This is a genomic window from Streptomyces sp. SM10 (assembly GCF_002910915.1).
GTDB lineage: Bacteria > Actinomycetota > Actinomycetes > Streptomycetales > Streptomycetaceae > Streptomyces.
Genome location: NZ_NEUF01000155.1, coordinates 25,673 through 36,865 on the forward strand (window position 1 = coordinate 25,673; position 11,193 = coordinate 36,865).

Genomic DNA, 11,193 nt, shown 5'->3' on the forward strand with positions numbered 1-11,193 from the left:
GGGTCACAGGAGGGGCGAGAGCTGGATGGACGAACCGGACTGGCAGCGCTTCATCACCGCATACCACCAGGAGCACGCCGGCATCACCGAGCAACTGTTCTCCTTGGCCGACACCTCCCCCTACGCCTGGCTGGCCGAACCGCTGCGGGCTGTCGAGGGCTCGGTGCTCGACCTGGCCTGCGGTTCGGCACCCACCCGTCAGGAGCTGCCGGACGCCGACTGGGTCGGGGTCGACCTTTCGGTCGCGGAACTGGCCGAGGCGGCCCGACGGGGTCGTGGGCCGTTGGTGCGGGCCGCAGCGGACGCGCTCCCGGCTGCCTCGGCGAGCGTGGGGGCGGTCTGCGCGGCTATGTGCCTGCCGGTGGTCACGCCCCTGCCGCAGACGTTGGGAGAGATCCGGCGTGTGTTGCGGCCTGGCGGGACGCTTGCGGCGCTGGTGCCCTCCCAGTCCGGGCTCTCCCCGTCGGGCATGCTGGGCTGGGTCCGGGTGATGGCGGCCCTGCGCGCCGTGCGGCAGCCGTGGCCCAACCCGCAGGCCCGCGACCAACTGGCCTCCCTTCTGCGCGCGGCCGGGTTCCGCGTCCGCAGCGACGAGCGACACGTCTTCACCCTCGCCATCGACTCGGCCGACGCGGCGGCCCTGCTGGCAGATGCCCTCTACCTGCCCGGCCTCACCACCCACCGGGCTCAGGCCGCCAAGCGCTCCCTCGCGAGATGGGCGGCCCCAGGGCGGCGTCTGGAACTGCCACTGCGTCGCGTCGTGGCCGAACTTCCTAACGACCAGCCGTCACAGGAGACACCATGAACCGCCCGGCAACCGGTCTGCCCGCGACCGAGCTCCCACCGCCCGTCACGGACGCGGACGAGGAGGGGCGGCGGCCGGGACGTGCGGCGTGGATACGGCTGGCCTTCCTCGTGGCTCTGCTCCTGGCGCTCGGCTCCTGGGTGGCGCTGGGGGGCGGAGACCTGTTGCGTGATGTGCGCCAGTGGGTTGACTCGCTCGGGATGTGGGGGCCGGTCGTCTTCGCGGTCATCTACGCCCTGGCCGTGACGGCCCTGCTGCCCGGCTCCGTACTGACCGCCTCGGCCGGCGTGCTGTTCGGGCTTCCGGTGGGGGCCGGCGCGGTGCTCGTGGGCGCGACGGCGGGCGCGGCTCTCTCCTTCGGCCTGGCGCGCTGGCTGGGGCGTCCGGTGGTCGCCCGGTACGCGGGTTCGGGGCGGCTGGCCCGGCTGGATGCCTTTCTGACGCACCGGGGCTTTGTTGCCGTCTTCCTCGTGCGGCTGGTGCCGCTGTTTCCCTTCTCGGTGATCAACTACGGAGCCGGGGTGGCCGGTGTCCGCTTCTCCTCCTACGTCGCGGCCACAGCCCTGGGCATCATCCCGGGCACCGTCGTCTACACCGGGCTCGGCGGCTCCCTGGGCGACCCCGGCTCTCCCGGGCTGTGGATCGCGCTGGGCGCTCTGCTCGTGCTGAGCGCGGGCGGCTGGTGGGCTGCACGTCTGCTCCGCTCCCGCGGCGCAGAGGTCAGCGCAGCTGCCGATAGCCGGTGACGACGCGGTGGGCCGCGGTGACGGCGACCACCGCGGCCCAGACCCAGGCGATGGTGTCGGCGAAGCCGGGCAGCAGGCACCACAGCGTGTGCACGGCGATGGTCTCGCCGCCTTCGGCCAGGCCGCCCAGAAAGTTCAGCGACCGGCCTCCTGACAGACGGCCGTCACCGCGGCGCCCGGTGCGTTCGGCAATGGAGGAGAAGGCCAGGAAGACAGTGCCGTTGACGTAGTAGGCGAGCAGGACGAGCAGGAACGGCAGTGCCGGACCGCCCACGCCGACGGCGACGCCGACGACGAACGCTCCGTAGACCAGGAAGTCGGCACAGATGTCGAGGAATCCCCCCGCTCCACTGCGGTCCGCCGTGCCCCGGCGACGGGCCAGCGGCCCGTCCAGACCGTCGGCGAGCCGGGACAGCAGCCACAGCACCACCGCGGCCGGCCACCAGCCGACCGCTGCGGAACCGGCCGAGGCAAGACCCGTCAGCATGCCGAGCGCAGTCAGACGATTGGGCGTGACAGCGGGGCGGTCCAGCATCGCGGCAGCACGGTCCAACGGACCGCTCAGTGCCGCCCTCGCCCGCACGTCCAGCATCGCTTGTCTCCTTCCGCCACACCGGCACCGCGCCGGCGAACACAAAGGGAAGCCTGCGAGCACCCGACCGTGTTCCGTTTCCGCGCAACGGATGTTCGCAGGATCGTCGCGCGGGAAACTACGAAGGACCAGCCGGAGGGGCAGCGCACATGCGGATACGGATGCGGCACAGCGGGCGGCGCGTCAAAAGAGCCACAGTTCTGGCCGCAGGGGCCGCCGTGGCCGGGCTGCTGACGGCCGCCTGCTCCAGCCCCGGCACCACGGGGGCCGAGCCGCCCGCGAAGGACTGGGCCCAGCTGCGCACCGACGCGAAAGGCCAGAGCATCAACCTGTTCATGTACGGCGGTGACAAAGGCGCCAACTCCTACATCGACGACGAAGTCGCCCCGGCGGCGAAGAAGCTGGGCATCACGGTCAAGCGCGTCCCCGTCGCCGACACCCAGGACGCCGTGCAGAAGATCCTCGGCGACCAGCGGGCCGGCAAGGACAGCGGCGGTGCGGTGGACCTGTTGTGGGTCAACGGAGAGAACTTCCGCACCGGAAAGGAGGCGGACCTGTGGCTGTGCGGATACACCGGCCTGATGCCGAACCAGAAGTATCTGGACAGTACCGATCCCACCCTCACCCAGGACTTCGGCACCCCGGTCGACGACTGCGAAACGCCCTGGAGCCGGGCCCAGTTCGCGTTCGTCTACGACTCGGCCAAGCTCGCCGATCCGCCCCGGACCACGGCCGCCCTGACCGAGTGGATCAAGCAGAACCCCGGTCGTTTCACCTACCCGGCACCGCCCGACTTCACCGGCTCGGCCTTCGTACGGCAGATCCTCCTCGCCCGCGCCCAGGATGAGCCCGTCCCCCCTGCCTACAGCAAGAAGGCGTACGAAACCGTCGCCCCCGGCCTGTGGAAGGGCCTGAACGAGCTGAAGCCCGCCCTGTGGCGGCAGGGTGCCACCTACCCGAAGGACCAGGCGGCACTGAACGACCTCTTCGCCAACGGCGAGGTCGACATGACGATGACCTATGGCCCCGCAGAGGTCCCGGCCCTCGTCGACAAGGGCCAGTTCCCGCCGAGCACACGGGTGTTCGTGCCCGAGGACGGGACCCTGGGCAACACCAGTTATCTCGCGGTGCCCAAGAACGCCGCCCACCGTGAGGCGGCGCTCGTGCTGTCCGACCTGATGCTCTCGCCCGAGCTGCAGTACGCCAAGGCACGGCCGGGCGGCTGGGGCGCCTACACGGTGCTGGACCAGGAACGGCTGCCCGAGCAGTGGCGACAGAAGTTCGCCTCGCTGACCACGCCGGAGACGACACTCCCGATCGGGGAACTCTCGCGAAACGCCCGCCCCGAACTGAGCGGTGACTGGGTGGGGCCGCTGGACAAGGGCTGGAAGCAGGAAGTCGCTTCCGCCCCGTGACCGTACCGATGCCGACGCGATGGCGGGGCCTGCTGCTGACGGTTCCGGCTCTGGCCGTCGTCGCCTTCGCCGGCGTTGCCCTGCTGCTCGCAGCCCGCGGCAGCATTGCCGATGGCCTGGGCCGGGGCTGGAGCCTTTCCGCCTATGCGGGGATCCTGCAAGACCCGGCCTTCGCCGATTCCCTGCTGCTCAGCCTGAAGATCGCGACGCTGAGCACCGTGGTGTCCGCTGCGCTGGCACTGGCCGTGGTGGGTGCGGTGAGTGGCTCCCGCCGCGGCCGGGCCGTCTTGGAGACAGCCGCCCGTGCCACGCTCGCCGTCCCGCACCTGCTCGCCGCCGCGGGGTTCGCACTGCTGCTCTCCGGGTCGGGGCTCATCTCCCGGCTCGCCCACGCCGCGGGATGGACCGACGGGCCCGCGGACTTCCCCGCGCTCGTCGCCGGCTCCACCCCCAGTGCCGTTGTGCTCACCTACGTATGGAAAGAGGCCCCCTTCGTCACGATCATGCTGCTGGCCGCCTACACACCCGCCGTACGCGACCTGGAGAACGCGGTACGCACCCTGGGGGCGGGACGGATGCGGCGGATGAGGCACGTCACCCTGCCGCTGCTCGCCCCGGCTCTCACCGAGGCATGCCTGCTGGTCTTCGCGTTCACCTTCGCCGCCTACGAGGCTCCGGCGCTGCTGGGAGCGACCGTCCCGCGCGCCTTGCCCGTAGAGGCCGTCGAGCTCTACCGCTCGGTGGAACTCGCCGACCGGCCCGCCGCCCTGGCCCTCGCGGTGGTGATCGGCATGGTGATCGCCCTCGCGGCCCTCGCCGCCGCGGCGATCTCCCGCCGGCTGCTCCTGGCAAGGAGCGGACCATGAGGCGGGCCCTGCACAGCGCCGGATTCGCGATGCTCACCCTCTGGATCGCGGCGCCCTTGCTGCCCCTGCTGATCTGGGCCTTCGCCGGGCGGTGGGTGTATCCGGCGCTCGTCCCCCAAGTTTTCTCCCTCCGCGCGTGGGACCAGGCTGCCGCCCCCCAGCAGCAGGTGATCGCCGCGACCGGCACCTCGCTGGGACTCGCGCTGACCACCGCCGTGACCGCCACCGTGCTCGGAGCGCTGGCCGCGCGGGGCCTGGTCCTGTACCGCCCACCGGCTGCGGGACTGGTGCGTCTGCTGCTGCTCGCCCCCGTTCTGGTGCCCCCGTTCGCGCTGGCGGTCGGCGTCCAGGAAGTGTTCGTCCGGGTCGGACTGTCCGACCAGCCGGCCGGGGTCGCGCTCGTTCATCTGGTGCCCGCCCTGCCCTACACCGTCCTCGTCATGATCGGCGGCTACGCCACCTACGACGTGCGCATGGAGCAGACCGCCCGCACCCTCGGCGCGTCCCGAAGCGGCGTTCTCCGCCACGTCACTCTGCCCGCACTCGCCCCGGCCCTGCTGGCTTCGGCGACCCTGGCCTTCCTGGTCTCCTGGAGTGAGTACCTGATGACCGTGCTGGTCGGGGGCGGGGTCGTCACCACACTGCCGCTCCTGCTGTTCTCCACGGCCGCGGGCAGCGGGAACCAGGCCCTGACCGCCGTACTGGGCATCCTCACCGTCGTCCCACCCGTCCTCCTGTTCGGCGTGGGTGCGGCACTGCTGCGACGTCACAGGGCAGCCTGGGCCGACGCCGACCCTGCTTCTTCCTCTTCCTCCGCCGCACCGGGAATCGAGCGCTGACCGTCATGCCTTTCTTGTCCTCCACTCCCGCCCCCGGCCTGCGTCTGGAGCGGATCACCGTCACCTATCCGGGGCACCGCGAGCCCGTCCTGGACGGTCTCGACCTCGATGTGGACGACGGCCGGCTGCTGGCCCTGCTCGGCCCCTCCGGCTGCGGCAAGACCACCACCGTGCAGGTCGCCTCCGGGCTCCTCACGCCCGGCCGGGGCGCCGTCTACCTCCGTGGCACCGAGGTGACCCGGGTTCCGCCGGAACACCGCGGTGCTGCGGTGGTCTTCCAGCAGCCCATGCTGCTGCCGCACCGCACGGCGCTGGACAACGTGGCCTTCCCCGCCCGCATGCGGGGCCGCTCCAACCGTGACGCCCGCACCAGCGCCCTCGCACACCTGGAGCGCGTTGGCCTCGGCGCACTCGCAGCCCGCTACCCCCGCCAGCTCTCCGGGGGCCAGGCCCAGCGCGTCGCCCTCGCCCGGGCACTGGCCGCCGAACCGGCCGTGCTGCTCCTCGACGAACCGTTCAGCGCCCTTGACCCGAGCCTGCGGCACACCATGCGCGACCTGCTCACCACGGTCCAGCGAGAACTCGCGGTGACCACCGTGCTGGTCACCCACGACCAGACGGAGGCCGCTGCCGTCGCCGACACCGTCGCCCTGCTCGACCGGGGCGGTCTCCTTCAGCAAGCTCAGCCCGCCGACCTCTATGCCCGCCCGGCCTCCCTGGCCGTGGCCCGCTTCCTCGGCTGCCCCACCGCGCTCCCCGGTCACGTCACGCCGCATGGACGTTTTGCATGTCCTCTGGGAGAACTGGACCTGCCCGACGCCGTCGCCCACCGCGGCCCCGGTCACCTGGTGATCCGCCCCGAGGCCGTCCAGCTCGGCACCGGCCCGGACACCGTGGCCGCCGTGGTGCACAGCGTGCGCCCGGAAGGCGCCTTCACCGCTCTCGTCGCCGACACGGCCGCCGGCCCCGTACACGTACTTCTTCCGCCCGGCACGCCACCTGCCCCGTCGGAGCATGTCCGGCTGCACCTGCCCGTCGCGCATCGCTGGGTGGTGCCGCGAGCGGGCTGAGCGCTGTTCCGGTCGTGCTCCGGCAGAGAGGGAATGACGACGGCCGCGCAGCGGGTTTCCGTCGCGGCCCGGCGAAGCGCCGACTCGCGCACGGCAACTCACTCATCAGGGAGAGACATGGCGACGACCGATGTATCCACAGACCAGCAGACAGCCGAGGCGTCCGTTGCGCAATCGGTCAGGGACTACTACGGGAAGGTCCTCGCCTCCTCCGCCGACCTGAAGACAACGGCCTGCTGTACGGACGTGGCACCGCCGCCCCATATCGCCGCGGCGCTCGCCGAGGTCCACGACGAGGTCATGGAGCGCTTCTACGGCTGCGGTTCACCCATCCCGCCCGCTCTGGAAGGAGCCACCGTGCTCGATCTGGGCTCCGGCAGTGGCCGGGACGTCTACGTGCTCTCCCAACTGGTCGGCCCCACGGGCCGTGTGATCGGCGTCGACATGACCGAGGAACAACTCGCCGTCGCCCGCCGCCACCAGGACTGGCACGCCGAACGGTTCGGCCACGCCAACACCGACTTCCGGCACGGCTACATCGAGGACCTGGCCGGGGCCGGAATCCCGGACGCCTCCGTGGACGTCGTGGTCTCCAACTGCGTGGTGAACCTCTCCCCGGACAAGCCGCGCGTCCTGTCCGAGATCTTCCGCGTCCTCAAACCCGGCGGTGAGCTGTACTTCTCCGACGTCTTCTCCGACCGGCGCCTGCCCACCTCACTGCTCGACGACCCGGTCCTGGTCGGCGAATGCCTCGCAGGCGCCCTGTACACGGAGGACTTCCGCCGTGCCCTGGAACGCGCCGGCTGCCCTGACGCCCGTACCTTGGCTGCCTCCCCGGTGACGATCAGTGACCCGGACATCGAGCGGAAGATCGGCTTCGCCACCTTCACCTCCCGCACCGTCCGCGCCTTCAAGCTCCCGCTGGAGGACCGCTGCGAGGACTACGGCCAGGTCGCCGTCTACCACGGCACCATCGCCGAGCACCCGCACGCCTTCGATCTCGACGACCACCACCGCTTCCACACCGGCAAACCGGCGCTCGTCTGCGGCAACACCGCCGACATGCTTGCCGCCACCCGCTACGCCGCCCACTTCACCGTCACCGGTGACAAGAGCCAGCACTTCGGCCTGTTCCCCTGCACCCCCGCAGAGGGAGCAGCCGCGCCGGGCCCGGGCGCCGCGCCCGGCTGCTGCTGACCAGCCGGACCGCGGGCGGGCCGGGGCTGCCCGCGGTCTGACGGGCTGGGGACCGGCGGGCGTCAACCGCTGGGCCGGTCCCGGCCCGTCGGCGCGCTGAGGTCCTGCGCGAAGCGCCGCACCCGGGCCGACGCGAGGGAAGGGGGCGTCCGCTGGGGACTGTGCCGGAGCGACGCCTTGATCAGCCGCAGAAGCTGCAGACTGCCGCTGCAGGCCCAGCAGCAGGCGATGTGAGCAGCCACCTGCATACGGTGCGCACCGGTGAGCTGCCCGTCGGCGTACGCCTCCACCTCGCCGCGCAGCCGCATATGCCGGATCTTCTCCCGGCACTCGGCCCACACTCGCCCTGGCCCGGGAACGCGCTGCCTTTTCATGCAGCGGAAACCCCTCCAGTCGTACGCGGCATTCCAGCCTGCGCAGGGCTCCTCGCCCGGCCGTGCGGTCCGCAGCGGCCTCGGAGCGGATCGCAGACCACAAGAAGAAGGAAGAAGATGGAATGCGGGTCCAGGTAGAAGGGGTTTCCGCCGTGTGGAAGACCAAGTGACAGCGCCACCGGATCCTGCGGACCCGCAGGGCCAGGCGTTCGCCGCCTATGTGCTGCCGGAAGTGGAGGTGCTGCTGCGGGTGGCGATGACGCTGACCGCGCAGCCGGCGGACGCCGAGGACCTCGTGCAGGACACCTTGCTGCGCGCCTACCGGGCCATCGACGGCTTCGACGGGAAACATCCGCGCGCGTGGCTGCTGACCATCATGCGACGGGCGGAGATCAACCGGCACCGCCGTCGGCGTCCGCACCTCCTGGACGATCCGGACGCCGATCTGGACCGGCTCAGCTCCACGGGCCCGAGCGGATCGGCGGAGGAGATCGTGGTGGGTGAGGCGTTCGACGAGGTGGTGGACGAGGCCCTGTGCGCGCTGCCGGACAAACACCGTCAGGTGGTGCAGCTGGTGGACATCGACGGCCTCACCTATGCAGAGGCCGCCCATTTGCTGGACGTGCCCGAAGGCACCGTGATGAGCCGACTGCACCGGGCGCGCAAACGGATACGGGCGCGACTGGCCACAGCAGGACTGGCACCGAAGCGAGGTGTGATGTGAACAAGCGTCCATGGTGGCGGCGTCCAGCGGCCGAGCGCAGAATGAACTGCCTGCAGGTCGCGCGAGTGCTGCAGTCCTACCTCGACGGCGAAACGAACGAGATCACCGCGCGCCGGGTCGCCGCGCACCTGGAGGACTGCCGCCGCTGCGGCCTCGAAGCATCCGTCTACCAAGAGATCCACGACGCTCTCGCGCGCCGGGCAGAGCCCGACAGCCGGGCGGTGGAGCGCTTGCACGCCTTCGGCGCGTCGCTCCTGAGCCATCCGCGGGCCGGGGGCGACGACGCCGAACACGGCACCACGCCCCCGGCCGGTGCCTAGCTCGATGACGCTGGACAGCGCCGCTCGACCTCGGCCGCATCGGCACGGGCATCGGTCAGCAGGCTGGGCACCTCTGCACGGTGCTTGCCGTGCCCGACCTGCCTCCTGACCTGCCTCGGCTCCGGGTCCTGCCGGGGCATTTTCGAAAGCCCTCGTCCGAGCCGAGCGACCGCCTCAGCCGCAGCCATCGCGACGCCCGATGAAGGAGGCGGCCACCTTCCGCTCTCGTGACTGCTCCGCAGCAGCGAGTGGGCTTCGGAGTCGAGCAGCAGAGTGGCCACCACGGCCCCACGCCCGCGATGCCGTCCCGACAGCGAACTGGGCATACATGTGGAGTGACCCACTGGTGCCCACGCCAGCCGCACGATCGACCATCGTCTGGAGCGCGTGCGGCGGTTGTGGGACCCTTACAAGAGCGTCGGACAGCACACTGCATCGGTAGCGGCCGCTCCACCAGCGCAAGCAGATGGTCGCTGACAGCCGCACGGAGACGCGCTCCGGTGGACAGCCGGTGGACAGACGCCTTTGGACGAGCCACTACGAGACCGCACGGGGGAGACTGTCGCACATGGTCTGATCAGGATGAACGTCACCCAACAGCACCGCGTGGCACCACCCGGCATGAACGCTCTCGGTCTCGTAATGCGTAGGTCTCGCTACCCGACGCGTGTACCGATTGCACTCCGTACTCGGCAACGGTTAGGGCGCATGGTCGTCCTGGAACCCTCTCTGCCAGCCTTGGGTGAGACATCCCGCTCTGTCGGGTTAGCCTGAGAAGGCACGACAGGAGAATCGCCCCTTATGACCAGCACCGAAACGGCCGGGTCCGACCCGGCGCCGAGGCCGAAGCGCCGCAGTTTCACCTCGGAGTACAAGCTGCGGATCGTCGCCGAGTACGACGCGGCGCCCAGGAACGAGAAGGGTGCGGTCCTGCGCCGGGAACGGCTTTACCACTCGCATGTCAAGGAGTGGCGGGCCGCCCGGGATGCAGGGGCCCTGGAAAACCTGGTCGACCGCCGGACCAGCCCGGCCCGCGCGAAGAAGTCCGCCGCGGAGGTGGAGAACGAGAAGCTGCGGCAGCAGGTGGCACGGCTCGAGAAGGACCTGGCCCGGAATAAGGCCGCGCTCGAGGTGATGGGAAAAGCTTCTGCGCTCTTGGAAATGATCTCCGAGAGCGCGGACTGAGACACGTCGTCGACCCGGTGGTGGACACCGCGTTCACGGGTGTCGAGAACCAGCTGGGCATTACCGCCGCCTGCCGGCTGACCGGCCGGTCGCGGGCCACTCACTACCGCAGGCTGCGGCCCCCGCCGCAGCGGAAACCCAGGAAACCGCAAGTGCAACCCTCGGCGCTGACGGCCGAAGAGCGCTCTGCGGTACTGGAGTTGATGAACAGCGACGAGTACGCCGAACTGGCGCCCGCCCAGATCTGGGCCCGCGAGCTGGACGCCGGGCGCTACCACTGCTCGGTCTCGACGATGTATCGGATCCTGCGCGAGCAGGGCCAGTCCGGCGAACGCCGGCGGCAGGCCACCCACCCCGCCAGGGCGGTGCCCGAGCTGGTGGCCACCGCCCCGTCGCAGGTGTTCACCTGGGACATCACCAAGGCGGCCGGACCGGCCAAGGGCGTTTGGTATCACGCCTACGTCATCATCGACATCTTCAGCCGCTACATCGTCGGCCACACCGTTGAACGGGCCGAATCAGCCGAACGGGCCGAGGAGCTGATCCGCGAGACCATCGCCCGCAACGGGATCGTGCCCGACACCGTGCACGCGGACCGCGGCACCTCGATGACCTCCAAGAAGGTCTCCCAGATGCTGATCGATCTGGGGGTGACACGCTCGCACTCCCGGCCGAAGGTCTCCAACGACAACCCCTACAGCGAGGCCCAGTTCAAGACCACGAAGTACATGTCGGACTATCCCGAACGGTTCGATTCGTTGACCCACGCCCGCGAGTGGTTCGACGCCTTCATCGCGTACTACAACCACGAGCACCGGCACTCGGGCATCGGCTGGCACACGCCGGCCAGCGTGCACTTCGGGACCGCCGAGGAGGTCCGCGACCAGCGGGCCGTCACCCTCACCGGGGCCTACGCCCGTCACCCCGAACGCTTCGGCCGCCGCCCCCGACCACCCGCAATACCCCAGACCGCCTGGATCAACGACCCGGCCAAGCGACGTGAACCCGCACCACAAACCTCATAGCGCCACAACCGTCTCACTGGACTTGAAATATTCCG

At 70.5% G+C, this 11,193-nt stretch carries 13 protein-coding genes; 11 read left to right on the forward strand and 2 right to left on the reverse strand.

The window, feature by feature from the left end:
• Nucleotides 1–25: 25 nt before the first annotated feature.
• Nucleotides 26–805 carry a class I SAM-dependent methyltransferase gene (locus tag B9S57_RS24855; protein ID WP_181011456.1) on the forward strand — a complete coding sequence of 260 codons (780 nt, stop codon included), beginning with the start codon at nt 26–28 and terminating at the stop codon, nt 803–805.
• Nucleotides 802–1,551: a TVP38/TMEM64 family protein gene (locus B9S57_RS24860; protein WP_103517826.1), complete on the forward strand. Its 750-nt coding sequence runs from the start codon at nt 802–804 to the stop codon at nt 1,549–1,551. The genes B9S57_RS24855 and B9S57_RS24860 overlap by 4 nt, the downstream gene beginning before the upstream one ends.
• Here B9S57_RS24860 and B9S57_RS24865 read toward each other — a convergent pair.
• Nucleotides 1,526–2,143, reverse strand: coding sequence for a CDP-alcohol phosphatidyltransferase family protein (locus B9S57_RS24865; protein ID WP_103517827.1), 618 nt, complete (start codon nt 2,141–2,143; stop codon nt 1,526–1,528). The two genes, B9S57_RS24860 and B9S57_RS24865, sit on opposite strands and share 26 nt — an antisense overlap.
• Nucleotides 2,144–2,292: 149 nt before the next feature.
• On the opposite strand from B9S57_RS24865, the gene B9S57_RS24870 reads away from it, so the two are divergent.
• The 5 genes from B9S57_RS24870 (at nt 2,293) to B9S57_RS24890 (ending at nt 7,530) form a co-directional block, all read left to right on the forward strand.
• Nucleotides 2,293–3,558, forward strand: coding sequence for an ABC transporter substrate-binding protein (locus B9S57_RS24870; RefSeq protein WP_219818587.1), 1,266 nt, complete (start codon nt 2,293–2,295; stop codon nt 3,556–3,558).
• Nucleotides 3,555–4,424, forward strand: a complete 870-nt coding sequence (locus B9S57_RS24875; protein ID WP_164493624.1) for an ABC transporter permease — start codon at nt 3,555–3,557, stop codon at nt 4,422–4,424. The genes B9S57_RS24870 and B9S57_RS24875 overlap by 4 nt, the downstream gene beginning before the upstream one ends.
• Nucleotides 4,421–5,263, forward strand: a complete 843-nt coding sequence (locus tag B9S57_RS24880; protein ID WP_103517829.1) for an ABC transporter permease — start codon at nt 4,421–4,423, stop codon at nt 5,261–5,263. Before B9S57_RS24875 ends, B9S57_RS24880 begins: the two co-directional genes overlap by 4 nt.
• Before the next feature lie 5 nt (nt 5,264–5,268).
• Entirely contained in the window at nt 5,269–6,333 is a 1,065-nt protein-coding gene (locus B9S57_RS24885; protein ID WP_103517830.1) for an ABC transporter ATP-binding protein, read from the forward strand.
• A gap of 117 nt (nt 6,334–6,450) precedes the next feature.
• Nucleotides 6,451–7,530 carry a methyltransferase domain-containing protein gene (locus tag B9S57_RS24890; RefSeq protein ID WP_103517831.1) on the forward strand — a complete coding sequence of 360 codons (1,080 nt, stop codon included), beginning with the start codon at nt 6,451–6,453 and terminating at the stop codon, nt 7,528–7,530.
• 62 nt (nt 7,531–7,592) lie between these two features.
• Here the strand turns inward: B9S57_RS24890 and B9S57_RS24895 are convergent, their stop codons facing one another.
• Nucleotides 7,593–7,838 carry an anti-sigma factor gene (locus tag B9S57_RS24895; RefSeq protein WP_258036546.1) on the reverse strand — a complete coding sequence of 82 codons (246 nt, stop codon included), beginning with the start codon at nt 7,836–7,838 and terminating at the stop codon, nt 7,593–7,595.
• Nucleotides 7,839–8,070: 232 nt separating this feature from the next.
• On the opposite strand from B9S57_RS24895, the gene B9S57_RS24900 reads away from it, so the two are divergent.
• The 4 genes from B9S57_RS24900 (at nt 8,071) to B9S57_RS24915 (ending at nt 11,158) form a co-directional block, all read left to right on the forward strand.
• Nucleotides 8,071–8,628, forward strand: a complete 558-nt coding sequence (locus tag B9S57_RS24900) for an RNA polymerase sigma factor (protein ID WP_103517833.1) — start codon at nt 8,071–8,073, stop codon at nt 8,626–8,628.
• A gap of 41 nt (nt 8,629–8,669) precedes the next feature.
• A complete protein-coding gene (locus tag B9S57_RS24905) occupies nt 8,670–8,948 on the forward strand; it encodes an anti-sigma factor (RefSeq protein WP_103517834.1) in 279 nt (92 codons plus the stop codon).
• An 801-nt stretch (nt 8,949–9,749) separates the two neighbouring features.
• Nucleotides 9,750–10,133 (forward strand): transposase, encoded by a 384-nt coding sequence (locus B9S57_RS24910; RefSeq protein ID WP_103517197.1) that lies wholly within the window; start codon nt 9,750–9,752, stop codon nt 10,131–10,133.
• A 20-nt stretch (nt 10,134–10,153) separates the two neighbouring features.
• Complete coding sequence (locus tag B9S57_RS24915; RefSeq protein ID WP_258036497.1) at nt 10,154–11,158, forward strand: IS3 family transposase; 1,005 nt, start codon at nt 10,154–10,156, stop codon at nt 11,156–11,158.
• Nucleotides 11,159–11,193 lie beyond the last annotated feature (35 nt).

Bases quoted from the DNA above. Each gene is read 5' to 3' on its own strand.
- B9S57_RS24855 (WP_181011456.1), top strand. From the start codon at position 26: ATGGACGAACCGGACTGGCAGCGCTTCATCACCGCATACCACCAGGAG.
- B9S57_RS24860 (WP_103517826.1), top strand. From the start codon at position 802: ATGAACCGCCCGGCAACCGGTCTGCCCGCGACCGAGCTCCCACCGCCC.
- B9S57_RS24865 (WP_103517827.1), bottom strand. From the start codon at position 2,143: ATGCTGGACGTGCGGGCGAGGGCGGCACTGAGCGGTCCGTTGGACCGT.
- B9S57_RS24870 (WP_219818587.1), top strand. From the start codon at position 2,293: ATGCGGATACGGATGCGGCACAGCGGGCGGCGCGTCAAAAGAGCCACA.
- B9S57_RS24880 (WP_103517829.1), top strand. From the start codon at position 4,421: ATGAGGCGGGCCCTGCACAGCGCCGGATTCGCGATGCTCACCCTCTGG.
- B9S57_RS24885 (WP_103517830.1), top strand. From the start codon at position 5,269: ATGCCTTTCTTGTCCTCCACTCCCGCCCCCGGCCTGCGTCTGGAGCGG.
- B9S57_RS24890 (WP_103517831.1), top strand. From the start codon at position 6,451: ATGGCGACGACCGATGTATCCACAGACCAGCAGACAGCCGAGGCGTCC.
- B9S57_RS24895 (WP_258036546.1), bottom strand. From the start codon at position 7,838: ATGCGGCTGCGCGGCGAGGTGGAGGCGTACGCCGACGGGCAGCTCACC.
- B9S57_RS24905 (WP_103517834.1), top strand. From the start codon at position 8,670: ATGAACTGCCTGCAGGTCGCGCGAGTGCTGCAGTCCTACCTCGACGGC.
- B9S57_RS24910 (WP_103517197.1), top strand. From the start codon at position 9,750: ATGACCAGCACCGAAACGGCCGGGTCCGACCCGGCGCCGAGGCCGAAG.